This is a genomic window from Streptomyces sp. NH27 (genome assembly GCF_056859195.1).
The window spans coordinates 1-413 of sequence record NZ_JACEGK010001104.1 but is presented as its reverse complement, the minus strand read 5'-3'; the positions used below and the strand labels follow the sequence as shown (position 1 = coordinate 413).

The following is a 413-nucleotide window of genomic DNA, read 5'->3' as shown; positions in this document are numbered from 1 at the left end:
TTGCTGCTCCTGAAACAGGATCAACAAACCGTCTCTCTATCACTCTCAAGTCAGACGGTCAGCTAAATGCCAGCAATAACGATGACAAACTCTTAGACACAGTGACTCTACCAGCTGCGGTCAATGACCATCTTAAAAATGAGAAGAAGATCCTTCTCAAGGCGGGCTCTTATGGCAATGACCGTACGGTTGTCAGCGTTAAAACAGACAATCAAGAAGGCGTAAAAGCGGATGATACTCCTGCCCAGAAAGAAACAGGTTCGGTTGTTGACGATAGCAAGGTGACTTATGATACGATCCAGTCTAAGGTACTTAAGGCAGTAATTGACCAAGCCTTCCCTCGTGTCAAGGAATACACCTTGAATGGACATACTTTGCCAGGACAGGTGCAACAGTTCAACCAAGTCTTTATC

The 413-nt window shown here is 45.3% G+C and carries 1 protein-coding gene; it reads left to right on the top strand.

What is annotated here, in order from left to right; translation table 11 throughout:
- Nucleotides 1–413 (top strand): hypothetical protein (locus AC13HU_RS38245; protein WP_483046591.1); only part of this gene is annotated, 413 nt, incomplete at both ends.